General features: G+C 37.8%; 21 protein-coding genes, 1 tRNA gene and 1 pseudogene. 13 read left to right on the top strand and 10 right to left on the bottom strand.

The genetic code is table 11. The features are described 5' to 3' along the window. Positions 1 to 157: 157 nt before the first annotated feature. From BT999_RS12660 to BT999_RS08365, 6 genes are all read left to right on the top strand, one after another. A complete protein-coding gene (locus BT999_RS12660) occupies positions 158 to 691 on the top strand; it encodes a plasmid mobilization protein (protein WP_245790998.1) in 534 nt (177 codons plus the stop codon). Then, positions 682 to 2,265: a relaxase/mobilization nuclease domain-containing protein gene (locus BT999_RS12310; protein ID WP_084650660.1), complete on the top strand. Its 1,584-nt coding sequence runs from the start codon at positions 682 to 684 to the stop codon at positions 2,263 to 2,265. Before BT999_RS12660 ends, BT999_RS12310 begins: the two co-directional genes overlap by 10 nt. A 183-nt stretch (positions 2,266 to 2,448) precedes the next feature. Continuing rightward, positions 2,449 to 3,939 (top strand): class I SAM-dependent DNA methyltransferase, encoded by a 1,491-nt coding sequence (locus BT999_RS08380; protein ID WP_072697336.1) that lies wholly within the window; start codon positions 2,449 to 2,451, stop codon positions 3,937 to 3,939. After that, complete coding sequence (locus BT999_RS08375; RefSeq protein ID WP_072697335.1) at positions 3,939 to 5,702, top strand: restriction endonuclease subunit S; 1,764 nt, start codon at positions 3,939 to 3,941, stop codon at positions 5,700 to 5,702. The genes BT999_RS08380 and BT999_RS08375 overlap by 1 nt, the downstream gene beginning before the upstream one ends. A 9-nt stretch (positions 5,703 to 5,711) precedes the next feature. Further along, a complete protein-coding gene (locus tag BT999_RS08370; RefSeq protein WP_072697334.1) occupies positions 5,712 to 7,280 on the top strand; it encodes an AAA family ATPase in 1,569 nt (522 codons plus the stop codon). Continuing rightward, positions 7,280 to 8,089, top strand: coding sequence for an HNH endonuclease family protein (locus BT999_RS08365; RefSeq protein ID WP_072697333.1), 810 nt, complete (start codon positions 7,280 to 7,282; stop codon positions 8,087 to 8,089). Before BT999_RS08370 ends, BT999_RS08365 begins: the two co-directional genes overlap by 1 nt. Before the next feature lie 447 nt (positions 8,090 to 8,536). Here the strand turns inward: BT999_RS08365 and BT999_RS08360 are convergent. The 9 genes and pseudogenes from BT999_RS08360 to BT999_RS08320 all read right to left on the bottom strand — a co-directional run bounded on the left by BT999_RS08360 (position 8,537) and on the right by BT999_RS08320 (position 16,161). Further along, positions 8,537 to 8,613 (bottom strand) — tRNA-Arg (locus BT999_RS08360). Between the two features lie 167 nt (positions 8,614 to 8,780). Further along, positions 8,781 to 9,167, bottom strand: coding sequence for a RidA family protein (locus tag BT999_RS08355; RefSeq protein ID WP_072697332.1), 387 nt, complete (start codon positions 9,165 to 9,167; stop codon positions 8,781 to 8,783). A 317-nt stretch (positions 9,168 to 9,484) separates the two neighbouring features. Continuing rightward, positions 9,485 to 9,550: pseudogene (locus BT999_RS12740) on the bottom strand ((Fe-S)-binding protein); the annotation flags it as partial. Positions 9,551 to 9,630: 80 nt separating this feature from the next. After that, positions 9,631 to 10,410, bottom strand: a complete 780-nt coding sequence (mobB, locus tag BT999_RS08345) for a molybdopterin-guanine dinucleotide biosynthesis protein B (RefSeq protein ID WP_072697331.1) — start codon at positions 10,408 to 10,410, stop codon at positions 9,631 to 9,633. Positions 10,411 to 11,416: 1,006 nt separating this feature from the next. Then, positions 11,417 to 12,259: a DUF6544 family protein gene (locus BT999_RS08340; RefSeq protein ID WP_072697330.1), complete on the bottom strand. Its 843-nt coding sequence runs from the start codon at positions 12,257 to 12,259 to the stop codon at positions 11,417 to 11,419. Between the two features lie 51 nt (positions 12,260 to 12,310). Further along, positions 12,311 to 13,549, bottom strand: a complete 1,239-nt coding sequence (gene ahbD / locus BT999_RS08335) for a heme b synthase (RefSeq protein WP_084650659.1) — start codon at positions 13,547 to 13,549, stop codon at positions 12,311 to 12,313. A gap of 3 nt (positions 13,550 to 13,552) precedes the next feature. Next, positions 13,553 to 14,536 carry a porphobilinogen synthase gene (gene hemB, locus BT999_RS08330; protein WP_072697329.1) on the bottom strand — a complete coding sequence of 328 codons (984 nt, stop codon included), beginning with the start codon at positions 14,534 to 14,536 and terminating at the stop codon, positions 13,553 to 13,555. A 176-nt stretch (positions 14,537 to 14,712) separates the two neighbouring features. Then, positions 14,713 to 15,522, bottom strand: coding sequence for an AMIN domain-containing protein (locus BT999_RS08325; RefSeq protein ID WP_072697328.1), 810 nt, complete (start codon positions 15,520 to 15,522; stop codon positions 14,713 to 14,715). 111 nt (positions 15,523 to 15,633) lie between these two features. Further along, positions 15,634 to 16,161: a nitroreductase family protein gene (locus BT999_RS08320; protein WP_072697327.1), complete on the bottom strand. Its 528-nt coding sequence runs from the start codon at positions 16,159 to 16,161 to the stop codon at positions 15,634 to 15,636. Positions 16,162 to 16,320: 159 nt separating this feature from the next. Between BT999_RS08320 and BT999_RS08315 the strand changes: the two genes are divergently transcribed. Next, positions 16,321 to 16,923, top strand: a complete 603-nt coding sequence (locus BT999_RS08315) for a DedA family protein (protein ID WP_072697326.1) — start codon at positions 16,321 to 16,323, stop codon at positions 16,921 to 16,923. Positions 16,924 to 17,157: 234 nt separating this feature from the next. Here the strand turns inward: BT999_RS08315 and lolA are convergent, their stop codons facing one another. Further along, positions 17,158 to 17,847, bottom strand: a complete 690-nt coding sequence (lolA, locus tag BT999_RS08310) for an outer membrane lipoprotein periplasmic chaperone LolA (protein WP_072697325.1) — start codon at positions 17,845 to 17,847, stop codon at positions 17,158 to 17,160. A gap of 505 nt (positions 17,848 to 18,352) precedes the next feature. Here lolA and BT999_RS08305 point away from each other — a divergent pair. From BT999_RS08305 to BT999_RS08280, 6 genes are all read left to right on the top strand, one after another. Further along, complete coding sequence (locus tag BT999_RS08305) at positions 18,353 to 19,870, top strand: TolC family protein (protein WP_072697324.1); 1,518 nt, start codon at positions 18,353 to 18,355, stop codon at positions 19,868 to 19,870. 13 nt (positions 19,871 to 19,883) lie between these two features. Continuing rightward, on the top strand, positions 19,884 to 20,519 hold the full coding sequence (locus BT999_RS08300; protein WP_072697323.1) for an L-threonylcarbamoyladenylate synthase: 636 nt from the start codon (positions 19,884 to 19,886) through the stop codon (positions 20,517 to 20,519). 292 nt (positions 20,520 to 20,811) lie between these two features. Further along, positions 20,812 to 21,645: an amino acid ABC transporter permease gene (locus BT999_RS08295; RefSeq protein WP_072697322.1), complete on the top strand. Its 834-nt coding sequence runs from the start codon at positions 20,812 to 20,814 to the stop codon at positions 21,643 to 21,645. Positions 21,646 to 21,916: 271 nt separating this feature from the next. After that, a complete protein-coding gene (purF, locus tag BT999_RS08290) occupies positions 21,917 to 23,284 on the top strand; it encodes an amidophosphoribosyltransferase (protein WP_342741879.1) in 1,368 nt (455 codons plus the stop codon). Positions 23,285 to 23,286: 2 nt separating this feature from the next. Further along, positions 23,287 to 24,288, top strand: coding sequence for a KpsF/GutQ family sugar-phosphate isomerase (locus tag BT999_RS08285; RefSeq protein WP_072697320.1), 1,002 nt, complete (start codon positions 23,287 to 23,289; stop codon positions 24,286 to 24,288). Positions 24,289 to 24,523: 235 nt separating this feature from the next. Further along, a complete protein-coding gene (locus BT999_RS08280; RefSeq protein ID WP_072697319.1) occupies positions 24,524 to 24,913 on the top strand; it encodes a PDDEXK family nuclease in 390 nt (129 codons plus the stop codon). Positions 24,914 to 24,947 lie beyond the last annotated feature (34 nt).

Genomic DNA, 24,947 nt, shown 5'->3' with positions numbered 1-24,947 from the left:
TAAAGCAGGAGTGGACTCTTCTGTCCATGACTGTTTCAAAAAAAGCGAAGTAACGCCACCAAACGGAATAAATCAGCGTTTCTTTAAAAAGTTTTTTCGTTATTTCGTATATTTCGTTCGTTCGTAAACCCTATGAACGCACCGCATTGTATTGGCAGTGTTGTTGATAGCCAGCCTACCCATTGTGGGTACACGCAAGCGGTACTCACGAATGGGGCTGGCGAGTGCGTTCCGCCCTTCGAACCCTGCAAAAGCAGAAATACAAAAAATCATAATGCAAAAAGATAATGCTATGAAAGCCAAAAAAATGAAGCCCCACGAAATAAATATCACAGAAATAAATCCCCCAATGAATTCAAAAGAAGTTAAACAAAAACGTAAAACAGAAACCAGAACAGCTTGGATTAAAATTCGTGTTACTCCCACAGAAAAAGAAAGCATACAAAACAAAGCCGTCTTGCAAGGTCAAAGCGTAACTGATTTTATTAGACAACGTGCTTTGGATTATCGGCTTAGGCAAACGGCTTTAGAAAAAGAGCAAGTACGGCAAATCGCTCGTATCGGTGCGAATTTAAACCAACTGGCACGTTGGGCAAATACCTATAAAAATAGAGCGGAAGCTATTGAAGTTATTAGTGTAATTTTAGAGTTTAAGCGTGAATTGAAGCTAGGTAAAAACATATGTACATGAAAGTCTTTCCACACGGCAAGGGGAACGGAGCGAGTCCTGTTAACTATTTGATTCGTTTAGATTATCCTAAAAGAGCCGATGCACCGCCAGAAGTTTTGCGTGGAGATCCAGAGTTAACGATTGAATTGATTGATTCTTTGGATACTAAATGGAAGTTTACGGCGGGAGTGCTTTCGTGGAGTCCTGAGGATAAAGTTTCACCAGAACAAGAACAAAAAATGATGAATGATTTTGAAGGTCTTGCTTTTGCCGGTATGCAGCCAGATGCCTATAATATTTTGTGGGTGCGTCATAACCATGCGGAACATCACGAGTTACACTTTGTTATTCCACGGGTTGAGTTGAACACAGGAAAAGCCTTTAATCCTTGTCCACCAGGTTGGCAAAAGCATTTTGATGTTGTGCGAGATTTACACAATCATAAAGAGGGTTGGGCGAGACCAGATGACCCTTTGCGAGCTCGTTTGTGTACGCCTGATCATGCGAATTTACAGACCGCAAGGCTAATACGTTGGGGCAAAAGCCCTGATAAAGATGAACGTGCCGAAGCGAAAGAGGCAATTCATAATTACCTTAAAGAAAAAATAGAGCAGGGCATTGTTACCGAACGTAAAGAAATACTTATGCTTTTACAAGGTGCAGGGCTGGAAATCAACAGAGCAGGCAAAGATTATATTACAGTTAAAGATACTGAAAGCGGAGAAAAACTGCGTTTAAAAGGAGGAATTTATGCCGAACAGTGGCAATTTAAAGCATCTGACTACCTTGGCAGAACGGATCAAAGCCAAGACAGAACAAGAACGAGAGGAAATAGAGAGCCTGACCAAAGCACAATTGCTAAGCTTGAGCGAGAACTTGAAGCAGTCATCACAAAACGCACTGAATACAACAGAAACCGCTATCCTGAATCAATTAAAGAGCTTGGAGCAGAAAGTGAACTCCAATTGCCACGGGTTAAAACAAATATTCAGCTTGAAATACCTACAAATCATCTTGATAACATTAAGTATTTTTATCGGGATAAGCTTGGGGGCGTGGGGGCTTATGAGCTTAGCTCAAAAGAAAATAATGAACTTACACCAAGAAATCACAGCCTTGAACGAACACCAGAGCGAATTGGAACAAACGATAGCTTTGTTAGAGGGCAAGACTTGGGGGCTGAAACTACAAGAGAACAAAAAGGGGCTTTTTATAATCATTCCTCTGAATTTAAAAGCAAGCACAGGCTGGACAATAGGGAAAAATCAAGCCATCAAACTGGAGTAACAAATGACAGAACTAGAACAAATCCTCAAAAACACGCTATTAAACATGGAGCAAGAGATACAGCAGAGCATTCAAGAGCACAGTACACACCTGAAAAAAATAGATCAGCAAATCAGTGCAATGAATTTAAAAATAGTGAATCAAGATACACAGTTTCAACAATTATTGAGCGAACACAAAATCTTGTTGCAAGAACAAAGCAAGTTGTTGAACAATTTAGAGCCATTGTTACAAAAATTGAGCAACGTATACAAATAGAGAAGAGAAAAGATCAACAAAAACAAACTTCACAAAGCATGGAACGCTAAAAATGAGTAAAAATAAACACAGCATATTCTTTTAATCAACTTCTTTTTACTTGAAAGAATGTGAATTTAGGTTTAGCTATAGTAATGAATACATCTATAATAAACATTAACAATGTTAAAGAATTTACCTGTCTGCGAGTCATGATCCGTTATAATAAATATATAGTCAGTCTTGAGAGTTAAATGAATAAAGATACAATCATCCAAAAAATCTGGAACCTTTGTAATATCTTGCGCGGTGACGGAATCACCTATTATCAGTATGTTTCTGAATTAAGTTATTTACTGTTTCTTAAAATTGCTCAAGAAAATGGTTCAGAAAAATTATTTCCCGAAGGCTGTCGATGGGTAGATTTAACTACACATAGCGAAGATGGACTACTTGGATTTTATCAGGAGATGCTTACTCACTTGGGTGCATCCGTTGAAAATGAAGTTATCAAAGCAATTTATGCATTTCCAACGACTGTTTTCTCACACTCTGAAAATCTAAAGGCGGTAATAGAGGGCATTTCAAAAATAGAATGGCATCAGGTGGGTAAAGATGGCTTTGGTGATCTTTACAGTGGCCTGATTGACAAAAGTGCTCAGGATACACGTTCTGGCGCAGGACAATATTTTACCCCCCGCCCACTAGTTGAATCGATTACAAGATTAATTCAACCAACCGTGGGAGAACTGATTCAAGACCCAGCAACAGGTAGTGGTGGTTTCTTAGTTGCTGCTGATGATTATATTAGGCGAACGGTTTCTCAAAGTGCATACCAGAAAAACGTTCCTAGGTACCAAGGGGTGGAAATTGAAAAAAATACTCGTCGGATTTGTTTGATGAATACGTTTTTGCATGGTCTGGATGCAAATATTATTTACGGAGATGCACTGACAGATGATGCCACTGAATTGGATCTTGCTGACGTGATAATGGCGAACCCGCCATTTGGTAATAAAGCAGGAAGTAAGCGCCCTTTGCGTAAGGATATTCCGTTTCCCAGCACAAATAAGCAGCTCGCATTTTTGCAGCATATTTATTTAGGACTTAAGCCTGGTGGCCGAGCTGCCGTTGTACTACCAGATAACGTGTTATTTGAATCAGGTATTGGAACCGATATACGTCGCGATTTGATGAACAAATGCGACTTGCATACGATTTTACGATTACCAACAGGTATTTTTTCCGCTCAAGGTGTAAAAACTAACGTATTGTTTTTTACAAAAGGCAGTGTAATTGATAAATTTCAACGAGAAAGCTGTACCAAAAATGTTTGGGTATACGATCTGCGTAGCAATATGCCAAGCTTCGGCAAGCGCACACCGTTTGATGATGAGCATTTACTGCCGTTTGAGAACGTGTATGGTGAAAGCCGAAATGGTCAAAGCTTGCGCCAAGAAGGCGAATATAGCTTTAACGCAGAGCAAGTAGAAGTGGCTCAGGCCGATGAGAACCAAGGTATAGACGATCGTTTAGCCCATAGCCGTTGGCGTAAGTTTTCACGAGAGTGGATCCATGCTCATAAAGGCGACTCACTCGATATTAGTTGGCTGAAAGATGAGGATAGGTTAGAATCCAACAACCTGCCAGAGCCAGAAGTATTAGCCCGTGAAGCTAAAGACGAATTGGAAATGGCATTAAGTGAGCTAGAAGAATTATTAACTGTGCTAGAAGGTGTGCATTGATGAGAGCATTGTACCCAATCGAATGGATAAAAGTTACTTGCGAAGATATTGTTGTAGACCCTAAGTCTGATATTGTGGATGGCCCATTTGGCTCAAATTTAAAAGCATCAGAGTATGCTAATGTTGGCGTGCCTATAGCTCGTATTCAAAACGTAAAAAGATTTAATTTTGTAGATAAAAACATAAGCTTTGTCACTCCTAAAAAAGCTTATGAATTGAAGAGGCATAGCTTTTTTAGTGGCGATATTCTTATTACCAAATTAGGGTCTCCGCTAGGCCTTGCTTGCGAGGTGCCCCAACATTTTAAGTCCGGCATAATCGTCGCTGATATTGTTCGTCTACGACACAACAAAAAAATTTGCTTAACATCTTATTTAGTTTACTTAATAAACTCAGAAGTTGTAATAAAACAGATCGAAAAGCATGTGAAAGGTACAACTCGCCCAAGAATTAATTTGGGGGTAATCCGTGGTTTAGATTTACCACTCCCACCTCTAGCCGAACAAAAAGTCATTGCTGATAAACTTGATACTCTGCTGTCTCTGGTGAAAGATATCCAAATCCGCCTTGCACGCATTTCATTCATCATAAAACGCTTCCGCCAATCGGTGTTAGCTGCTGCTATGAGTGGGAAGTTGACGGAAGAGTGGCGAAAGAATCACAGTTACCATAGTGCTTCAAATGATTTCACAAAAATAAAGGAACAAAGAGACTCGATAGTTGTGGGCAAAAGCAAAATGCCTCAAAGTCATTTGTTTTATGAAGAGTATCAAGTTCCTCCCAGTTGGATTTGGGTGTCACTTGATTCTTTAACTTACCAAATAGTGGATGGAACTCATCATACGCCGAAGTATACGGAGAGTGGCATACCATTTATCTCGGTAAAAGATATAAAGAAAGGGAAAATCGATTTTTCAGATACGAAATTTATTGATAAAAGAGAGCATATTGAGCTGTCAAAACGTTGCCCTGTAAAAAAAGGTGATTTATTATTCACCAAAAGCGGAACGATTGGGCGCACTGCAATAGTTAATACGGACAAAGAATTTTCGTTATTTGTCAGTGTAGCCTTGCTCAAGCCAGCCTCTAGCTCAGTGAATATGAGATTTATTGATATGGCACTGCAAAAATGGACTAATGAGATTGATGTGTCTAGCAGAATAGTAGGTTCAGCCATAAAAAATTTACATCTTCGAGATATGAGAGTTTTAGCAATCCCATTTGCCCCTCTGGAAGAACAGGCAGAAATAGTTCGCTGTGTTGAAGAACTCTTTGCCTTTATCGATAATATTGAACAAAAAAATAATGCAGTACTAGGCCGTGTCAACAACCTCACTCAGTCAATTCTAGCTAAAGCCTTTCGCGGTGAACTTACTGCTGACTGGCGAGCCGCCAACCCTGATCTAATTAGTGGTGCAAATAGTGCCAAAGCGTTACTAGAAAAAATAAAATTTGAGCGAGAGGAATTAAAAAAACAACCCAAGCTAAAACGCATTACAGCAAAAAAACAGGTAGGTGAGAGCATGAGCAAACAAATTATTGAAGTCGCTGTGGCATTAAAAAAAGCTGGTAAGCCACTAAGTGGACAGCAACTTTTAGCTGCATCAGGTTACCCAAGTGACAGCAACACCGAAGAGTTAGAGCGATTTTTTTTAGATATTCGTAAAGCTTTAATGTATGATAGGTCTATAGTAAAGCTAGAGCGTAATGTCGATGATAAACAGGATTGGTTTTCACTCGCTAAGACATCCACACAAAGTTAAGGATAACCTATGAAAGTTGATAAACTGCATATTCGTTCACGTTTTAAAAACCTTGAAGACGTTGTGGTACACTTTGATGAAAAGAACCTAATGACTGTTTTGGTCGGGTGTAATGGCTCTGGTAAATCCAATGTGCTAGAGGCTCTGGTGGCGATATTTCGCAATCTTGATTTGGGCGAGGCTCCTCCGTTTTCTTATGAATTGGTTTATCAACTTGGGCAATCCTGCGAATCCAATTTACATTCTAACGAAAGCTGGCTGGAGATAACGGTTGACGCTGATCCGAATCGCGAGAGTTTGGCTAAACAGTATATAATAACTGTTCGTGACCTGCTAGCCAAACAATCAGGCGACTTGTTAAACGAAAAACCAGAAACTCAAACGGTACCTTTCTCCAAGGTAAAACGAGATAAAGATGGCAATGCACTCTACTTACCAAAATATGTATTTGCATATTATTCTGGGCCAAGTGATCGACTAGAAAAATATTTCAAAAAACACCGCACTGATTTCTACCGTCGTCTACTTGACGGGGATTTGGATTTAAAAGGCGATATACGCCCCTTGTTTTATGCAAAACCCCATCATAGCCAGTTTGTTTTATTAGCATTTTTCTTGAACGAGCAAGATAGCGATGAAAAAGACTTTTTGCGGAAATATTTGGGTATTGAAGGTTTAGATAGTATTCATTTTGTAATGCGCCAACCGGGTTGGGCTAAAGAAAAAAGTGAACTATTCTGGGGTGCTCGTGGCGTTGTTCGACGTTTTCTAGATGAACTTATTAAATGTAGCTTGTCCCCTGTGAAAGTTACACGCCCAGAAGATATCTCGTTAACCGGCAACAGCATACGCAATGAATTTTTCCATTTATTTTTACCAAATGTAGATGCCTTGCGTGAGTTCGCTAAAGGTCTAAGAGCTGATGAACTATTCAAAATGTTGGAAAGCACGCTACTTTCTGAGATCATTTCTGAAGTTAACATTAGAGTGAAGGTTTTAAGTAGCGAAGAGCCTCTCACCTTCCGAGAGCTTAGTGAAGGGGAACAACAATTGCTTACCGTACTTGGCCTCCTCAAATTTACAGGTGGCAAAGACTCATTATTTTTACTCGATGAGCCAGATACCCACTTAAATCCAGCATGGGCAGTTAAGTACCTAAAATTTTTAGATGATTTTGTGCCTAGCCCTAAAGTCAGCCATTTGTTAATGGTTACTCACCATCCTCTGGCTATTGCTGCACTGGAAAAAGAGCAGATACAAGTTATGAAGAGGGATGATAAATTTCAAATTCACGCAAGCAAGCCAGAGGAAAGCCCTAGAGGAATGGGAATTAATCTCATACTGCGTAGTGATATGTTTAATCTACAAACGACACTTGATGATAATACTAATCAAGATCTCATCAATAGAAATAAACTGGCTGCAAAAGAAGAAAAATTGACTGAAGAAGAAAACATAGAACTTGCTCTGCTTAATAAAAAATTGAGCCCGTTAGGTTTCAACTTTGCAACTGATGATCCAGATTACCAAGATTTTTTACTCAAAAAGTATTACTCAAAATCAAAAGAGGATGCCTAATGCGCTGGATCTGCAAAGCTGATATTGAGGAATGTTTAACTCAGGATTGGCGCGATAAGGCCGAACAAGCAAAAGCAGAGCTACTTGCTACGCCGGATAAGGAAGAGAGAAAAAAAATATTAAAGAGTCCAACCTCATCTGATATTTGGCGTGAATTCTACAAGTTAGTACCTGCAACATTAAAGAATAAATGTTGGTATTGCGAAGCAGAGGAAATCCGATCAGACATGCCCGTTGACCACTTCAGACCCAAAAATAAGGTTGAGGGTGAAAATCAGCACGAAGGATACTGGTGGCTAGCGTTTGAGTGGGAAAACTATCGTTGTGCCTGTACATTCTGTAACAGTCGTAGAAATTTTGATGAAACTCAAGGAGGTAAAGGATGCCTATTTCCTCTTGAAAATCCTGAGCAGCGAGCGTTTACTCCCACGGATCAAGCTAAACTAAACATAGAGCGCCCTAGTTTTTTAGATCCGTTTAATCCATACGATGAAAAACTACTTTGGTTTGATAACGATGGATTTCCAGTGTCAAAGCCCGAGGCGAATGAAGAACAAAAAACAAAAGTTAACAACTCGATCGACATATTTCATTTACATGAAGCACGCATAGTGCGAGCACGAAATATAATACGCTTGGAAGTAGACAAGCAGGTTAGAAGAATTAAGAATAAGGACGGTATCACAGAAGCTACAATGCAACTTAAGCGCATGGTACGAGATACTGAAATGCTCTCTCGAGCTGCAGTTGTTTATTTGCGTGCTCACAGAGATCTGCAAGAAGTAAGGGATATTTTAGAATTGGATTAAGTGGTTTCCAGGGAAGATAGGCAACCAAAAGACTACCTTTGCCATTGTTACAATGCCGATATTTATAGTAAAGTGCTTTTTAAAGAAGTTTTATATCCCGCATACATTAACTCATCTGTACATCTTTTGTAAACAAATCCAGAATGTTGCATTTATATCTTGGCAACTGACTATATAGTATCACTTTATTACGGTAATCCTCCCCCCATTAGTATCTTTTAAAAGTAGAATTTTCGACCAGGTTATAAAAATGGTTAGGAATGCATTCATCTAGCCTTTAAAAACGCATAAATATAAATAAAACACCATTAGACATTTTTATCTTGTAGTGAGAAATAGATTAGAAAAAGGGTTTTTATAAGTCCATATATCCCATCTGGTGTTGGGAATGGTGTTGGGAAGAAAAAATAGCTTACCAGAGATAATCTGGTAAGCTATTGATTTAATTGGTGTGCTCGCCGCGAATCGAACGCGGGGCCTACAGCTTAGGAGGCTATCGCTCTATCCTTCTGAGCTACGAGCACATGAACAAAATATTTTATTCTCAAGTATCATGATTGTCAATTTAAAAAGTTTTGTTTTGAAGAAGATAAGTTAGTTAAACAAATCTTTTAGTTATAACCATTGTTAAGGGCGTAAAAAAAGAGTGGCGATAAAACCACTCTTTTTTATTTTTTAAAGTTTTAACTAATTAGCAACATTTAGTCGCAGCAGTTACTTCAATTTCAACAGTTCCACCTAAAGGTAAAGCCGCAACCGCAACGCAAGAGCGAGCAGGATAAGGAGCGGAAAAATACTTAGCATAAACAGCGTTAACCGCCGCAAAATCACTCATATCAGTAAGATATACGGTAACTTTAACAACATCAGAAAAACCTAAACCAGCTTCTTCTAAAATTGCTTTAACGTTTTCAAGACAACGAGTTGCTTTAGCGGAAATATCGCCTTCTTCAAGCTTCCCAGTTTGAGCATTTAAAGGTAGTTGACCTGAGGCAAATAAAATTCCATTTGCCAAAATTGCTTGTGAATATGGACCAACAGCAGCCGGAGCCGCTTTGCTTTCGATAACTTTTTTCATATGAATCTCCTGTTTTTCGCAAATCAATAAAACTTATAAATGTGCGTTATATTCTGTTTAGGTATATTAACATTTTTTATAAACTTGTCTAGTTACCTTAAGGTGTGTTATATTAAATGGTTATCCAGAGAAACATCTTTTTATAAGGTTTTGTTTAAGCGAATAACTAAATCAGCGTTTGGGTCATAGCCTTTTAGCTCTACGGCTACCGATTTGAGCATTCCGCCCACTAAGCGAGCCATAAATGGGTTGAGGGCGATTTTTTGATCATTGGCATATATTTCTACGCTTTCAGTATTTAAACTGGGACAGTCTTTTGTTGTTTTAACGCCTTTAACAATTTGAGAGGCAAAAGTGGCACAAGACTCAAAGCCACAAGCGCCACAGTTTAACCCCTTTTATAAACTTGTCTAGTTATCTAAAAGCCTGTTATATCAGTATATTGGACTGGAGGAAACTTTGTTTATAATGGTTTATTTAAGCGAATAACTAAATCAGCGTTTGGGTCATAGCCTTTTAGCTCTACGGCTACCGCTTTGAGCATTCCGCCCACTAAGCGAGCCATAAATGGGTTAAGGGCGATTTTTTGATCATTGGCGTATATTTCTACGCTTTCAGTATTTAAACTGGGGCAATCTTTTGTGGTTTTAACGCCTTTAACAATTTGTGAGGCAAAAGTGGCACAAGACTCAAAGCCGCAAGCCCCACAGTTTAACCCCGGCAAGATAAAAGATTTTTCCCAAACTAAATCCGCTAGTTGTTCAAAGTCTTTCGCTTCGCTTTGTGGAGTAAGCTCAAAATGAGCTACTTTTTCAAAGCAGTTTAATAAAGGTTTTTTTCGTAAAGTAGCGATAGTTTGTCTGGTTGAATTTGTACTTTCATCAGTTTTTGCACCTGACAATTCATTAATTTCTTCGGCTTCTCTTAAACAGACTATTCTAGGTAGCCAAGTAGCATTTTTGTTACCTTCGACTAAAAGAATATCGGCTTTTATAAAAGGGATAAGTTTTAATAAAGGTAAAAACTCACCATAAAAAATGGCACTTTCATCTGCTCCAATTCCAATAACATCTCGCCCCGAAGCTTGAAAGCGGGCAGTATCAGTATTTTCTTTATCGAAATTATGGTGCGTATGTTTAGCAATAGCTACTTTTAAGCCTTTTTTTTCTAAAGCTTCGGCGAGTTTTAGAGTGGTAGTGGTTTTGCCTGAATTTTTATAACCGACAATGGCGATGGCTTTCATTTGGGTATCCTTTGAATCGAGTACATTAGTTTGACTTTTAACAAGATATTTTTTTAGATTATTCTGTTATAATTATTTTAGCAATAAATAAGGGATAAAAACTAAAGTTAATGTTAGTGAAGAACATTATAATTATATTTAAAGTTTATGCTCCCACGAAATCAGCCTTTGTTTGAGCAGTCTCCAACTATATGTAATAATTATACTTAATTATTAAAATCTATTTAAAATTCTATGCTCCCACGAAATTTATTTTAGTGGTCGCCTCCGGCGGGCAAGGGCTTTATGTGAAGCCCTTTGCAAACCCCACAACAGGGCTTTCGCCCTGTACCCTCAAACGCATCACGCATTAGTTGATGCCTGTCGGCATCAAAAGTTTGAACGCACCATAGTCCCTTTTAACGGCAATTATAATTCCAAGTTTTTTGTGAAAATTAAGATAATTTCTTGTATTTATTTTTGATATTACAATTTTTTTAAAGTAATACTCTCTATTACCTTTATGATGTTTTAACTACTAAAAGGAATATGGTAGCCAAAGCGGAACTGGTTATTGTAAGATGCCAAAACGAAGTTGCCAATAAAATAAACCAAGATGCGTACCCACTTTTGATGCCGACAGGCATCAACTAATGCGTGATGCGTTTGCGGGGTTAAGGGGCGACTAGCCCCTTATGGCGGGAATGCAAAGGGGAAAACATTTTCCCCGTGCCCGTCGGAGGCGACCAATAAAATTAATTTCGTGGGAGCATGGGGTTTAAATAATAAAGTTATAATAAAAATGTAATTTTATTATAGGAATTGGAGACGACCGAAGTAAGGTTTATTTCGTGGGAGCATAGAGTATAAATATAATTGAATAATAAAAATGTAATTTTATTATAGGAATTGGAAGCGACCAAACGAAGTTAATTTCGTGGGAACATTGGATTTTTTTAATAAAATAGATTATAATAAAAATGAATTGTAGACACCAAACGAGGTATATTTCGTAGAAGCGTAGATTTTAAATATTATCATCATAATGAACGGTAATTTTATTTGCATCAAAATACACTAAATCACCATCTTTATAATGCCAAATCGCTTTTATGGTGTTTGGGAAATATATACCAGGATTTTCGCTAAAGTTTTCGTAAATAGCAGACCATTTGACCCGTTGAACACTGCCATCTGTTCCGATATTTGTTCTATCGTCTGTTGTAAAAGATTCAATAAATCCTTTATCATTAAATGTAAAAATACCACTCGCCGAAAGGTCTTTATAGTTTATTGTCGCTTCAACTTGAGTATTACTTATTGGCTTCCACGTGATGTATTCGCTCAGCATAGAAGATGGAATGAAAAAACATTCTGCCAAATAGGTTAAGAGTTGGCTTTTATCCATTTCTCTTCCCGTTTGGTTAAATAAAACAACTACTTTTCCCATAACACCTTTCATAAAACCTATGCCATTTTGGGTGCTGTCATAAACTTCAAAGGGAATTCCAAAAACAGAGGTTTTTATATATGCGAGCCTTACCGGTTCATCAGCAAAACTCCAAAGCGTATAACTAACCTTCATCGGCGGTTTGTTTATTGAGCTTTGTAACGAGGCGGCGGGCATGTCTATTCTCACAGATGACATCTTAGTTTTTCCTAAGTATCCACAAACTCTAAAGTAATTTTGAACGAGTGTAGGCAAATGTGCTATATCTTGTTCTGTAATACTTTCTGTTTTTAGCTTGAATTTATTAGAATAAATATCGATGTCATTGTGAAAATTGTTTTTTGTTTTAGAATATGGAATATTAAAAAAGATAAGAATACCTATTATTAATAATATAATAAAGTATAGAGTCCAGATCATTTTTCGTTTTCCTTGAGAAGATGAAAAAAATAATAAATTAATAGATGTTACCTACAACTTATGTCTTGGAGGAACATAAGTGCATAAAGGTTCGGCGGCGAGATGATCGCCCGACATGGAATACGCTCTCGCACGGCAACCACCGCAGACTCTGTGGTATCCGCATACACCGCATTTACCTTTGTAATCAGCAGGGGTACGAAACTCTTTAAAGTGTTTTGAATTACGCCAGATTTCAGGGAATGGTGTTTTTCTGACATTTCCACAATCTAACTCAAGATAACCACAAGGTTGTACTTGACCAGTATGACTAATAAAACAAAAGCCCGTTCCACCCAGACAGCCACGAGTAAAAGCGTCCATGCCGAAGTTTTCGGCGTTTACTTCAACATCTTCTTCTTTAGCACGCTGACGCATAATGCGATAATAATGCGGTGCACAAGTGGCTTTAAGGTGCATTTTAGTTTGTTTTCTAAAATCATAAAACCAATTTAAAACAGATTCATATTCTGTTGGCGTAATTACTTGGTCAGCTAATCCGGCCGCACGCCCCATCGGAACAAGCAAGAAAATATGCCAAGCGACGGCACCTAATTTATCCGCTAGATGAAAAATATCTTTAAAATTAGCGAGGTTATTTTTGGTTACAGTCGAGTTAATTTGAAACTCAATACCCGCTTCTTTTAAATAGCTAATACCTCTTAAAGCTTGTTCAAATGCACCTTTTTCGCCTCTAAATTCGTCATGGCTTTGAGCATCAGGGCCGTCGATAGAAATAGAACAACGCTGCACCCCGGCGGCTTTCATTTTTTGAGCCGTTTCTGGGGTAATTAAAGTACCGTTTGGTGCCATAACGCAACGTAACCCTTGGTTGTTGGCGTAGCTTATTAATTCATAAATATCAGGGCGTAACATAGGTTCGCCGCCCGTAAAGATAATAATAGGATTACCCACTTGTTTAAACGTATCAATCAGGGCTTTGGCTTCGGCAGTATCAAATTCGCCGGGATATGGTTCTCTATGAGCTTCCGCACGACAATGTTTACAAGCGAGGTTACAAGAACGAGTTACTTCCCAAGCGATAAGGCGTAAAGCGGGAGTACCGTCTTCTAACGTTTTAGCTTGAGAACCGGCTAAATGGCTATGTTGTGCGTGAGGGTGTGCTTGTCCATGTGGGTGAGAGTTATGTGCTTGATTCCCATGAGCATGTGGACATTTTGGGCTGTCCTGAGTTTTTTCTGAGTGATCTTGTGTATTGATTGGGTGGTGAGGAGATGAAGGGTGAGACATTTTTTATTTAACCAAGCCTTTTAAGAGTAATTCTTCGGTAAAGTAGTTTAAAATTAAGCTTGCTCCGGCTCTTTTTATGCCGATAAGCGATTCTAATATAACAGCTTCTTCGTTAATCCAGCCTTTTTCTGCGGCCGCTTTAATCATGGAGTATTCTCCGCTGACTTGATACGCCGCTAGGGGCAGGCTAAAATTATCGTGCAACAAGCGCAATATGTCAAGGTAAGCACCAATGGGCTTAACCATCAATATATCGGCGCCCTCATTCACATCAGCTTCCGCCTCTAATAATGCTTGGCTGGAATTTGCAAAATCCATTTGGTAGCTTTTGCGGTCGCCTGATTGTGGTGCTGATTCGGCGGCTTCTCTGAATGGGCCATAAAAAGAAGAGGCATATTTTACGGCATAAGACATAATCGCTAAGTTTTCAAAACCCTGTTGGTCTAGTGCGTGGCGAATAGCGGCGACTCTGCCGTCCATCATATCAGAAGGTGCTACAATATCCGCTCCTGCTATTGCGTGTGATAAAGCGACTTTACTTAACAACTCAAGAGTCGGGTCGTTTAAAACTTCACCATTAGGAGAAAGAACGCCACAATGCCCATGAGCAGTATATTCACACAAACAAACATCAGTAACTACAATCAGGTTAGGAAACTCGCTTTTAAGTGCTTTAACCGCACGTTGAACTATGCCTGTTTCTAACCAGCCTTGACTACCACAACTGTCTTTAGTTGAGGGAATGCCAAAAAGAATACAAGCTTTTAGTCCGGCTTTAACCGCTTTTTCAACACGTTTGAGCAGAGAATGAATGCTGTATTGTGCCTGCCCCGGCATTGAATTAATGGGCTTATAAAATTCTTTTTCGGCTACATCAGCAACAAAATAAGGCATTATTAAATCATTTGAACTTAAGCTGACATCTTGCATCAGCGTTCTTAAAGCTTGGTTGCGTCTTAAACGACGACCACGATAAAAGGTATTCATAAAATTATCCTGTTGAGATTAAGAGAGTATACTTAAAGCATTATGATTAACCTTAATTATTTTTATTTCAAGAGAAAATATTGGAAGAATTAAAGATAATTTTTTGCTTTTTGTATATTCAAAATATCAGGATAAAAGTTTGAATGTTTTCAAGTTGTTAATAGAAAAATTAAAAGTTATTTTTCTTCTATGTATATTTCCAATAATCCGGCTTTATTATTTTTTGCCTGTACTTTAACGGCAGCATTTAAGTCTAAAACGAGGCGATAACCTTTTTGTTGTTTGCCTATTCTCGCACTTTTAATAATGCGGTTATTGGGAACAGACGGTACTGTTAAATTTTTAACAGGTTCGGGAAAATCAACAACTAAACGGTCGGGAGCGGTTAAAGTAAACCATTTTGTTTCAAAGCCACTGTCGGCAACAACTTTTAACAACATTCTTTTATCGGCAAAGTGTATTCCAATTTTTTCAATTTGAGCCGGTCCGCTGTTGCGAGTATTTTTAGTGGCGTTGTCTTCTTTTTCTGTCTTTGCTTTATCGGGTTCTTTAACTTTTATCGGCTCTGTTTTTTCAGGTTCTTTATAAACTGGGGCTGTTTCTGTTTTTTGAGGTTGAGTTGTTTGAGCTTGTGTTTGAACCTGTGTTTGAACCGGTGGAGTAGTCGTTTGAGCTGTTTGAGTTTGGGGTTGCGAGGTAAGGCTATTTTGATTTGTGCTATTATAGGCGGTATTAAGTGTGCTTGTCATATTTGCCGGCGGAGTGGTTTCAGCGCTATGAATAGTGGAAGGCGAAACCGTAGAGTTTGTATTTGTATCAGCCGGGGTCAAAGGAATAGAATCAAGCGACGTTGTCAAAGCGGTTGTATTTTGTTGAGTAACGAGTGTTGGCTCAGGAGAACCGGAGTAAAGTATTTGATTTACCACAACTAAAATCATGGCTAAAAACAAGACTGATAAAATTAAAACTACAGCATTTTTATTCATAATCATCCATCCAAAAAATATTTAACTAGCAATATATTGATACACTAAATAACTTTATTTTTCAATAAAATTTAGAAAAAATCTAAAAATAATTTTATGTGTGTTATCTTGCTAAAATATAATAAATTTCTTTTTCTTTCTTTGGATATTACCAAACCTTTTGGCGGGTTGCCAAACTCTGGCCTCGGTGTTGGCGATAGTGAAAAAACTAAGCGGAAGAAGGTGGTGAGGCAGTGAAAAATTTTCTATATACCCCCTACATCTTTCTATATTTGGATATATTCCCGTCCAAAGCATTCCAAAGGGGCTGTGTTCGGTTTTGTGTATAAAGTTTTGAGCGACTATTTGATAATCTTCTTCAAGTTTCTCAAAATTTTTTGTTGTGCGAGCGTCAAAACAAACAAGCACAGACAAAGGGTCATATTTTGCCAAAGGAAGATAAGGGTTGAAACCGGGTATTCTTATTAATTGTTTTTTATTATAAATTGTAATATAATACCAATCAGCTTGATTGCTTTGAAGGGTAAGCTCCTTTACTTGAGAGATTAAGTTTTCTACAAAGTTGCAAAGTTCAAAATTGATTTCTTCCGTTGCTTCTTTGCTTGAGTAAGGTTGGTGAGCGTTTTTTTCTTTTAACATATTGACTCTTAGCTTATGGTTGTGATGTGGTTATTGTTATTAACTTATTTTTTAATAGGTTGCTAGAGTTTTCATAAGATAAATTGAGTTGTTTTATTTATCGAGTTAAAGGAAAGAAATAATTTACCTTATTGTTAATTGTAATAAAGGGGAAGTTTAATGACAAATATAGAAGAAGTTTTAAAAGCGTTAAATACCTATGGCTATTGGGTGATTTTAGGTGGAACTTTTTTAGAAGGCGAAACTATAGTGATTATTGCCGGTTTTTTGTCGCAACAATATCCCGATATTTTTAAGTGGTACTGGGTCGCTTTAGCGGCTTTTATCGGAAGCGGAATCAGCGATCAACTGATGTTCAGTCTTGGGAAATTTAAAGGACCTTGGTTGTTGCAACGCTTTTCTTGGATTAACAAAGGTGCGGAAAAAGTTTTGCCTATTATGATTAAACATGAAACTCTTTTGGCTTTTGGTTTTCGCTTTGTTTACGGGGTAAGAAACGTAACTCCTATTTGTTTGGGAACGGGCGGAATGCGTTATCTTAAATTCCTGCTTTTAAATATTACCGGCGGAATAGTTTGGGCCTTGTCTTTTGTAGGTATCGGCTATTTTTTCGGTGAAGTCATCAGTCAGTTTTTAGAAGAGAATAAACACGCCGGAATAATTGCCGCTTCTGCTTTAGTTGGATTATTTATGTTAATTTGGGGTGTGCGTAAAATTATGGCACATAAAAAGAAGAAAAAAGCCCCAAAAGCGAGCCAATAAAATAATAGATTCAATTAAGTAAAATCAATAAAATATAAAAAGCCCCCTAACTATAAAATTAGAGGGCTTTTATTTTTTATTATTTTAAGACCATTGCAAAACTCCGTTTTGCGTACTTTGCATAAAAAGTCTTAAGCCACAAAAACCACTCATTTTACAGGGAAATTATTTGTGGTTTTTGGAGTGTCTTTCTAGTGAAAGCCACTTTGAGCCTATTGTGCAATAGTCTCATTTCTACTGCATTAATGGTTTTTGAGTTGTTTTTGCGTCTGTTCTGTCTTCTATGTGAGCATCTTTTGGCGGAGAAAATTGAAACTCTTTGTCTTTAATACTTGGGTTTATTTCTTGGTCTGTAAAAGAAATATCATTTTCATTCGCATAAAAGTCCATTATTCTAAAGCGGCGAATTATCGAAGAGCTTTTGTCGACCCAGATAACGCCTTCGACAAATGCTTGAACCGGTTCATGTGGATAAAGTCTTAACTTAACCAAACCGTTTTCCATTCCTTCGTCTTTAATCTCAAAGTCTTGATCCAGTCTTGCCAAACCTGTAATAACTCGAACTATGCTTTTAGGGTCTTTAACGAGGTCTAAAGAATATTTATAAGCAACCTCTTCATCAGGAAAGAAATTCCAAATTTCTTTGTCTGTTACCAATAAAAGTTCAGGAGACGGCATAAAAGTTTCCCAACGTACAAGCAAAGGCTTTTTAAATTCTATAATACCGGTACGTTCTTCTTTGTTTCCGCTTTCTTTATGGAAAAGAACCTGTTTAAAGCTTGCCTTCATACTTTTCATGGAATCATATTTTTTTTGAACGTCTATTGCGATTTGTTCCGCCCCAAAAGAGTTTTGAGGATAAATCGCAAAGCTAAATAAAAAAACAGCCAAACAACAAGATAATACTTTATATAGATTGTACATATCGGCTCCGTTGAGATTATTGAATAAAACACAATAAAATGTTTTCTACTTTAAGACCATTGCAAAACTCAGTTTTGCGTGCTTTTATCATCGTTCTATGCTCTGTATGCACATAGCATAAAACGTCTTAAGTCACAAAACCCACTCATTTTACAGGAAAATTATTTGTGGTTTTTGGAGCGTCTTTCTCGCGAAAGCCACTTTGAGCCTATTGTGCAATAGTCTCACTTTGTTTTCTTAAGCCATAGTTTTTTTGCGGTCAACAAGTTTAATTAAGTTAAAATTCAGATTTATTGTTTTTCTTTTTATCTCTTTGATTTATCTTGTCTATTTAGTTTAAATATTATTACTCCGATTTGTTGTGTTGTCTTTTATAATAAAGTTATATACACTATTTAAAATTTTAAAACAATTTATTGTGGATATAGCATTGTCTTTTACGATAAAATTATATATTGATATATTTTATATGTGTTTTTTGTTTAATATTAAGGAGTTCGTTCGTATGTTGTTGATTAATAAAAAGAATATTACAAAATTTTTGTTGTCTTTTGTCATAGTATATACAAGTCTTTTTTTGTTTTCATTTTTTTCAGTCGCTTATGCCAATGAACCCTTGATTAATTATGAAGACGCCGAACTTGGCGAAAAAGAATACGAAGCCGAATATAAACAGAAAAAAAACAAACGAAAAAATTTTACTCCTGTAACGCCTCCGTCAAGTACAAAAGTTTCGTCTCTTGGCGTTGATGAATATGATATGGAAAGGGCGGTTTTAAGAGCCTTAAAAGAAAACCCCAGTGTAAAAGCCAAAGAATCAGCGGCTCTTTCATCAGAACAGGCGAGAAAGGCGGCACGCAGTGCCTTTGGCCCGGTTTTTTCAACATCTTACGGATATACTCAAGTTCAACACCCCCAGCGTATCGGCGGAATGGAAAGAGATGATGCGGTTTTTACTTATTCTGCTACGGTTAGCCAAAACCTTTTTGCCGGTTTAGCGACCTTATCGGGTTATAGAAAATCAGAATTACTTAAAGAGAGTGCGGAAGCCGATAAAAATAGAAATGATATTCAACTTATTCTTGATGTGCAACAGAACTTTCTTAACCTTTTTAAAACTCGTGAAAATATTCGTAGTGCTCAAGACTCTCTCGAACGCTTACAGTCTCAGCTTAAAGTTTCGGAAGCCTTTTATGACGTCGGTTTACGCCCTCGCTTAGACGTTTTGCAATCAGAAGTCGATGTTGCGGCTGCCGAAGATATTCTTTTACAAGCTAAACAAGCCGAAGAAACCATAATTGCCAGACTTGATACTTTGCTTAATATTAATATTAAAAATCAGGTAAACTATGTTGGTTCATTAGCCAAAGTGCCTTTTCCTTTTTCTTTGGAAGAGTGTTTGGAAAGAGCCTATAGACAACGCCCTGATGTTTATATCGCACAAAAAGCGGTTCAGATTTCAGGCGAAGATACAAGACTTGCGGCGAGTGGTTTTTATCCACAAGTTAATACAAGTTGGAGTTGGCAAACAGAAGGAACGGGCATGGCGGCGGCCGGTTCGGCAAAAAATCCCAATCGTTACAGTAATTGGCAACTTGGCATTCAGGCCGACTGGAATGTTTTTGAATGGGGCAGAACTTATTACACTTTTCGCCAACAAAAATATTTAGAAGGTAAAGCCGGAGCAGAACAGGCAAGCCTTCATAATGAAGTTGCTTTTGAAATTAAATCAAAGTTATTACAATTAAATCAAGCCAGTAAGCGAATAGATGTTTCTCGCAAGGGGCTAACTCAGGCCAGAGAAGCTTATCGCATGGCGGACGCAAGACACCAAGCTCAAGTTGCAACGATTACCGACGTACTTGATGCACAGTCTAAATTGAGTGCGGCTGAGGCGTCTTATACCTCTGCCTTGGCTGATTACGCTATTGCTGTTGCCAATCTGTATGCGGCTATGGGCGAAAAACACCCTGATCTTTCTGTTGCGACACAAGCAATTTTGCCGCTTAAGTATCAAGATTAGTTAGATTAACTTTATGTCTAAAGCTCTTGATTTGGATACAGCTATCACAGCAATGCGTTCGGGCGAACTTGTGGTATATCCGACTGAAACTTATTTTGCTTTGGGTTGTATGTTCAATAATGTAAAGGCGTTGGAAAAAGTTTTTGCATTAAAAAAACGCCCCTCAACTTCTGCCTTGCCTCTGATTATTGGAGATATGAACCAGTTAGAAACGCTTACAACCAAGCTTCCTTCTGCTTTTGACTCTTTTTTAATGAAGTTGGAACTCTTCTTTTGGCCGGGAGCCTTGACCGTCTTGTTCCCTGCTCATGCAAGGGTATCTTCATTAATTACGGCAGACAGCGGCGAGGTTGGCGTTCGCCTTAGCTCTCATCCACAAGCAAAAGAATTGGCAAAACGCCTTGGTCCTTTAGTGGCATCAAGTGCAAATTTTAGCGGAGAAAGTCCGGTGATTGATCCGGAAACTTTAGCTCCGGAACTTTTAAATGCCACAGCCGGATATATAATTCCCAGGCCAAAACCTGCGGGTTTAGCCCCTTCTACAATTATTCGTCCAAATGGCGATGCAAGCGAATTTGAAATTGTACGTTGCGGAGTTGTTACGCCTCAGCGTTTAAAAGCCGCCGGTTTTATTGTTAAAGACTATTGAACAATAGCTTCATAGTAGCTTTTGTTAGAGAAATACTTAAAAACACTAATTATTACTTGTAGTTGCTTTGTCTGTCAGTGTGAAACAAAGGGGAAATTTAATTTTCCTGTAAAATTAATAGTTTCGTGGCGTGAGGCATTTTATGCTATCAGGTACAGAATCATAAAATGATAAAAAAGCATGCAAAACGAAGCTCTGCAATGGTCTTTGTTCGAGTAAAATAATCCGAAATCTTATCGGTTGAGCGTAAAAAATACTTGCTATCTTATCTGCTATACCTCACAATATTGAAATGGATTTTTTTAATAACTCAAAAAATGTTAGACGGCGAAATAAAGCCTCTTTTCTTGATTGGCTTTTATATTGTCTCATGTTGTTTTTATCCGGTTATCTCTTTATTTACGGAGCCTTGGAAAGCGGATATCGATGGCACTGGCAAAAAGCGTTTGGCTATCTTGCGGAATATAATTTTTCAACAGATGAGTTTTATTTTAAATTTGGTCTGTTGTTTGATGGTTTGTTTGTTACTTTTGAACTTTCGTTTTGGGCGTTTTTGATTGCTTTTGGAATAGGGATTTCAAGTGCTTTACTGCGTTCTTTTGCCGGTCCGCTTTGTCGCTTGAGCGTTTTTTTGTATGTTGAATTAATTAGAAATACCCCTTTGTTGGTTCAACTTTATTTAGCTTATATGGCATCTTATTATTTTAATGTTTCGGGTTTTACCGCGGCGGTTGTGGCTCTTGGTCTTTTTGAAGGGGCTTATATTTCTGAAATTATGCGGGCCGGTTTGGGTGCTGTTTCTAATAGCCAGCGAGAGGCCGCCTATAGCCTTGGATTAAACAAGGTACAAACCGAACTTTTAATCGTGTTTCCACAGGCGTTTAAAATTTCTCGTCCTGCTTTATTAAATCAGGCGATTACCTTAATTAAAGACAGCTCTCTGGCTAGTGCCATTGCTGTTATGGAATTAACTAAAACAGCACAAATTATTGTTTCTGATACTTATCTGGTTTTTGAAATTTGGCTTTTAACCGCTTTTTTATATTTGTGTGTTGCTTTTCTTTTAGAACAAGGTTTAAAGCTGAAATTACGAGAGCCTTTTACAAAGAAGTTTTCTGTTATGTGAATGCAGAATCTAAAACTATGAGAAAAAAATATGGTTTTGCAATAATCTTAATTACAGAGCTAAAGACCAACAAAAAATTTTATTGCCAATCAGGTCATAGAACAGTATAAAAACAAGGTGCAAAGAAAAAAAAGAACTCTAAACAGAGTTTTGTAATGGTCTTAATTTGGACGAAGTGGCATTTTTTAATGCAAGTGTTGTTAACTACATCACTCTTTGAAATACTCAAAGTTTTCATGTGAGTCAGATGGTATAAATATAGGGGCTGATGATGAAAGAATATTGTGGCATAATGGGTGTATATAATCATACAGAGGCAACAAAGTTAGTTTATTTCGGGCTTTATGCACAACAACACAGAGGGCAGGAAAGTGCCGGAATAACTGCATGGGACGGAACCAAAATCAGCGATAAACGTGTTTTTGGTTTGGCATCAAGCAATTTTACCGAAAATGATTTTATTTCCAACCTTAAAGGTCATATCGCCATCGGACACGTTAGTTCCAAACCTGAAAAACAGGCGTTTTTAAGCTGTGTAGACCCCTTTATTATTAAGTATAAAGGAACGACCATGGTGGCGGCTCTTAACGGGGGGTTAACTAACTCTCAAGAGTTGCGTGATCTGCTTGAAAATGACGGCGGTGTTTTGCGAAGTGATTCTGATAGTGAATTATTCCTACACCTTATTGTGCGAAATTTGCATACAATGTCTGAGGAACAAGCTGTTTTAGCGGCGGCTCGCCAATTAAAAGGTGCGTTTAGTTTTCTTTTAATGATAAAAAACAGAATTTATGTTGTGCGTGATACTTTTGGATTTAAACCCTTAGCCTTGGCACAATATGGAGAGAGCATCATTATTGCGTCAGAAACTTGTGCTTTTGACTTGATAGAAGCTAAATATATCCGTGATGTTGAACCCGGCGAAGTCTTGATTATTGATGAAAAAAATATGCGAAGCCTTTGGATTGATGAAGATATTCCGACTGAACAACGCAAAAGAGCCCATTGTATTTTTGAGTTTGTTTATTCCGCACGCCCTGATTCCCTAATTTTCGGGCAAAATGTTTATATGGTAAGACAGGCGTTGGGCATGAAATTAGCCCAAGAACACCCTGTTGATGCTGATTTGGTTTTACCGTTTCCGGATTCGGGAATTTATAGTGCCGTCGGTTTCGCCAAAGGTTCGGGCTTGCCTTATGAACATGCAATGATTCGTAACCACTATGTTGGGCGTACTTTTATTCAGCCAACTCAAAATATGCGTGATTTTAGCGTTAGGATTAAAATTAACCCCGTGCGTGAAGTAATAGAAGGCAAACGTATTGTTATTGTTGACGATTCAATTGTGCGTGGAACAACTATGGATACTAGGGTTAAAAAACTGCGTGAGCTTGGTGCAAAAGAAATTCATTGTCGCATAAGTAGCCCGAAAGTAATTGCGTCTTGTCCTTATGGTGTTGATTTTGCTTCTAAAGGTGAACTAATCGCTTCAAAATATTCAACAGATGAAATTAGACAAAAACTTGGGCTTGATTCTTTAGGTTATCTTTCTATTCCCGGCATGTTAGAAACTTTAAATAGACCTAAAGATTACTGCACTGCCTGTTTTGATGCAAATTATCCTTTGAAATGGAGTTAATTATGAATGATATAATAAAAAAAATTGATGATGAAGAAATAATTTCTATCGGAAAAGAAGTTTTACAAGCGGAAATAGACGGTATAAGCCTAATGCGTCAACGTTTGGGGCGTTCTTTTGCTGATGCTGTTAATTTATTAGCCTCTTGTGAAGGGCGTGTTGCTATTACCGGTCTTGGAAAATCAGGTTTGGTCGGGCGAAAAATAGCCGCAACCTTGAGTTCAACAGGTACACCCGCTTATTTTATGCACCCGGTTGAAGGGGCTCATGGTGATTTAGGTTCTATTTTAGATAAAGATGTTGTTGTTGCTATCTCTAACTCCGGTAAAACTGCGGAATTATTGGCGATAATGTCTCCTTTGCGACAAATTGGCGCAAAAATCATTGCCTTGGTGGGTAACCCTCGTTCTCCTTTGGCTGATTGTGCGGATATTTTTATTGATGTCAGTGTTGCTAAAGAAGCTTGTTCTTTAAACCTCGCTCCGACGACCAGCACAACAGTTACTTTGGCGGTTGGTGATGCCTTGGCGGTTAGTCTTATGAAAACAAAAGATTTTACCGATGCTGATTTTAAACGCTTTCACCCGGGTGGTGCGTTAGGTCAACGTTTAAAAATGCACGCCCGTGAAATTATGAATACGGAAAAATTACCTATTGCCAGTGAAGACAGCTCGCTTGGTGAGGCTCTTGCCGTGCTTGATCGTGGTAATATGGGGGCTGTTTTTATTCTTGACGGAAGTCGACGTTTGGTTGGTATTTTGACCGACGGCGATGTTAGAAAAAAAATGGTGCATGATGGTTTAAATTTATTAGCACCAATCAGCAGTATGATGACTCAAAACCCTCGTGTTGCCAAAGAGACTGATTTTGCTGCCGAACTTTTAGACCTTATGGAACAAAAAGCCATTACCGTTTTACCCGTTGTTGATGATGCTCACCGCTTGATCGGCATGTTGCATATTCATGATATTTTGGGTAAAGGGCAATTTAAGTTTGCCGGTTAATTTTATTTAAGGCTATATTTTGTTTATATCAATATGATTTGGTATAAATAAAGTATAGCCTTAATTGTTTTATCTTGAGACTATTGCCCAATAGGTTCAAAAAAATATGAGTATAAAAGCCACAGGCGGGCTTCGGGGTATCCCTTGAAACAAGGGGAAATTTAATTTTTCTGTGAAATGAGTGGTTTTTTTGCCTTAAGATGTTTTATACTATGTGTATACAGCACCTAAAGCGATGAAAAAAGAACGCAACAAAGACAATATTAAAGACAAAAGAAGAATGTTTGCTACTGAATTAGCAGAAAATGAGCAAGCTCTCATTTTAGACTTTTTAGAACAAAATAAAACTTTGATTGTAGCAGATATTTTAAAAGGGCGTGGAAAATTTGCTGCTGAATGGATGTTGGTAATATTCTCTAAGGACATTAATAAATGGGCATTATTGCCAATAAATATAGTTATCAATCATTATATCTCAGACGAAGTATCAATCACCCAAAAAGGTAATTTCAAAATAGGAAAAATTACTATACAAAGAAAAGGCGGCGATAGTGGTCGTGAGACTGCAAAAATGTTGCAATTTAAAATGAACCCGGCAGAACTTTTTAACCTTTCTTTTAACTAAATATTTTTTATTCTTTAACGTTTATAGGTGTGAT

The organism is Desulfovibrio litoralis DSM 11393, assembly GCF_900143255.1.
GTDB lineage: Bacteria > Desulfobacterota > Desulfovibrionia > Desulfovibrionales > Desulfovibrionaceae > Frigididesulfovibrio_A > Frigididesulfovibrio_A litoralis.
The sequence above is the reverse complement of the archived record's forward strand: the minus strand, read 5'-3'. Positions and strand labels throughout refer to the sequence as shown.

Bases quoted from the DNA above. Each gene is read 5' to 3' on its own strand.
- purF (WP_342741879.1), top strand. From the start codon at position 21,917: ATGAAAGAATATTGTGGCATAATGGGTGTATATAATCATACAGAGGCA.
- mobB (WP_072697331.1), bottom strand. From the start codon at position 10,410: ATGAAAGCCATCGCCATTGTCGGTTATAAAAATTCAGGCAAAACCACT.
- ahbD (WP_084650659.1), bottom strand. From the start codon at position 13,549: ATGTCTCACCCTTCATCTCCTCACCACCCAATCAATACACAAGATCAC.
- BT999_RS08295 (WP_072697322.1), top strand. From the start codon at position 20,812: ATGGATTTTTTTAATAACTCAAAAAATGTTAGACGGCGAAATAAAGCC.
- BT999_RS08280 (WP_072697319.1), top strand. From the start codon at position 24,524: ATGAAAAAAGAACGCAACAAAGACAATATTAAAGACAAAAGAAGAATG.
- BT999_RS08305 (WP_072697324.1), top strand. From the start codon at position 18,353: ATGTTGTTGATTAATAAAAAGAATATTACAAAATTTTTGTTGTCTTTT.
- BT999_RS08370 (WP_072697334.1), top strand. From the start codon at position 5,712: ATGAAAGTTGATAAACTGCATATTCGTTCACGTTTTAAAAACCTTGAA.
- BT999_RS08380 (WP_072697336.1), top strand. From the start codon at position 2,449: ATGAATAAAGATACAATCATCCAAAAAATCTGGAACCTTTGTAATATC.
- BT999_RS08320 (WP_072697327.1), bottom strand. From the start codon at position 16,161: ATGTTAAAAGAAAAAAACGCTCACCAACCTTACTCAAGCAAAGAAGCA.
- BT999_RS08325 (WP_072697328.1), bottom strand. From the start codon at position 15,522: ATGAATAAAAATGCTGTAGTTTTAATTTTATCAGTCTTGTTTTTAGCC.
- BT999_RS08375 (WP_072697335.1), top strand. From the start codon at position 3,939: ATGAGAGCATTGTACCCAATCGAATGGATAAAAGTTACTTGCGAAGAT.
- BT999_RS12310 (WP_084650660.1), top strand. From the start codon at position 682: ATGTACATGAAAGTCTTTCCACACGGCAAGGGGAACGGAGCGAGTCCT.
- lolA (WP_072697325.1), bottom strand. From the start codon at position 17,847: ATGTACAATCTATATAAAGTATTATCTTGTTGTTTGGCTGTTTTTTTA.
- hemB (WP_072697329.1), bottom strand. From the start codon at position 14,536: ATGAATACCTTTTATCGTGGTCGTCGTTTAAGACGCAACCAAGCTTTA.
- BT999_RS08315 (WP_072697326.1), top strand. From the start codon at position 16,321: ATGACAAATATAGAAGAAGTTTTAAAAGCGTTAAATACCTATGGCTAT.
- BT999_RS08365 (WP_072697333.1), top strand. From the start codon at position 7,280: ATGCGCTGGATCTGCAAAGCTGATATTGAGGAATGTTTAACTCAGGAT.
- BT999_RS08285 (WP_072697320.1), top strand. From the start codon at position 23,287: ATGAATGATATAATAAAAAAAATTGATGATGAAGAAATAATTTCTATC.
- BT999_RS08300 (WP_072697323.1), top strand. From the start codon at position 19,884: ATGTCTAAAGCTCTTGATTTGGATACAGCTATCACAGCAATGCGTTCG.
- BT999_RS08355 (WP_072697332.1), bottom strand. From the start codon at position 9,167: ATGAAAAAAGTTATCGAAAGCAAAGCGGCTCCGGCTGCTGTTGGTCCA.
- BT999_RS08340 (WP_072697330.1), bottom strand. From the start codon at position 12,259: ATGATCTGGACTCTATACTTTATTATATTATTAATAATAGGTATTCTT.